Raw genomic sequence first — 1,719 nt, 5'->3', positions numbered from 1 at the left:
GCCAGCCCCCTGGGCCTCCGGCAACAAATCGATATGGATATGTCCTGGGTAGGCCTCTGCCCAGGCGGGGCATTCCAGAGGCTCTGCAAACAGGGCCCGTATATGAGCCTCCGTGGGGCTTTTACAACCTTCGTTCCCCCTGTACAAGAGTTCCGCCCCAGGCCGCCAGTACCGGTTAAACCAGTCGGTATACGCGGCCGTATCGGAGGTCCCTAGAATATAGCCAAGGGGGCGCCGCAGGCCCCGATAATCCCCTTCCAGGATAAAGACACAGTCCTTTTCAAAAAATGCGTAGGGGGCTGCATAAAACTGGCCAAGCACATAGGGATCATAAAAGAGCTCTGTTGCATCTTTGCCATTATCGCCTGTCTTAAGGCAGATTTCGTAGAGATAGGGGAGGTCTGTTTCTCGATATTCCCGGATGCACATCATAACTCTTATTAAGAGTATACCGAAAAACGTTCTATGGAAAGGGCAGAACCATCGTCGGGACTCAATTCCACACACACTCCCTGCAGGAAAGGCTCTCCTTTTGCAAGTTCCATTTTATGGGGAATTTGGGTGCGATTTCGTTCTAAACATACCGCCGCATCCATCCCAATCACACTTTCAATGACGCCGCACATGCCTGCATCGGTGATATAGGCGGTAGAACGAAAAGCGCTTTGCTGAGGGTGGGCGCAACCATTTTTATCAATCTTAGAAAAAGGTGTCAAAATCCGTTCGTCCGCGGTCTGCACATGGGTGTGGGTACCAACGAGGGCGCTTATTCGCCCGTTTCCGTAAAAGGCAAGGGCCTCTTTTTCCTGATTCGACTCGGCGTGAAAATCCACGATAATAATAGGAGTTCCCTTGCTCGATTGAGTTTGTTGGGTAATTTCTTCAATAATTCTATCAAGGGTGCGAAAGGGACAATCAATAGGTGTCATCTCTTCCCGGCCCTGCAAATTTATTACATAGATAGGATACTCCACACCAGGCACCCCCATGAACCCCCGGCCAGGGAGCCCCGGAGGATAATTGGCTGGCCGGATAACCCGGGGGGTGTTTTCCAGGACCGGCCAAAAATCCCGCTTTTCCCAGACATGGTTACCGGTGCTTACCACATCTACCCCACTGCTTAAAATGAGTTCCAGGGTATAGGCGGTAAGGCCAAAACCGCCCGCCGCATTTTCCCCATTGGCAATGACCACATCAGCCTGGTAGTGCTCCTTCAAGGCAGGAAGCTTTTGCTGGAGACCCTGGATCCCAGGGTCTCCCACAATATCGCCCAGGAAGAGACAACGGATGTTACCGGGCATACTCGACGATACGGGTTTCCCGGATAATCGTTACCTTAATCCGTCCCGGATATTGGAGTTCATTTTCTATCTTTTTGGCTATCTGTTTTGCCAGTTCCTTCGATTGTTCATCGTTCAGGGCCTCATTGTTCACCAAGATCCGCAGTTCCCGACCGGCCTGAATAGCAAAGGCCTTATCCACACCGCTAAAGCTTTCCGCAATTTGTTCCAGATTCTCGAGCCGCTTGATGTAATTATCCAGTGTTTCTCGACGGGCTCCCGGACGGGCCGCCGAAATGGCGTCCGCAATCTGAACAATGATAGATTCGATGCAGGAGGGTTCCACATCGTTGTGATGACTTCCGATAGCGTTGATTACCCGCGGATCCTCCCCAAACTTACGGGCGATATCCATTCCTATTTCGGCATGGTTAAGGTC

The 1,719-nt window shown here is 51.4% G+C and carries 3 protein-coding genes; all 3 read right to left on the bottom strand.

Features of this window, described 5'->3' with window-relative positions:
- Nucleotides 1-432, bottom strand: a 432-nt coding sequence (locus tag N2315_09245; GenBank protein MCX7829359.1) for a hypothetical protein, incomplete at its 3' end; no start/stop codon positions are given.
- 8 nt (nt 433-440) lie between these two features.
- Complete coding sequence (locus N2315_09240; GenBank protein ID MCX7829358.1) at nt 441-1,301, bottom strand: YmdB family metallophosphoesterase; 861 nt, start codon at nt 1,299-1,301, stop codon at nt 441-443.
- Nucleotides 1,291-1,719 (bottom strand): HD domain-containing protein (locus N2315_09235; GenBank protein MCX7829357.1); only part of this gene is annotated, 429 nt, incomplete at its 5' end. The genes N2315_09235 and N2315_09240, both read right to left, overlap by 11 nt.

Source organism: Thermanaerothrix sp. (assembly GCA_026417795.1).
Lineage (GTDB): Bacteria > Synergistota > Synergistia > Synergistales > Synergistaceae > Thermanaerovibrio.
This window is presented reverse-complemented; position numbering and strand designations above follow the sequence as displayed.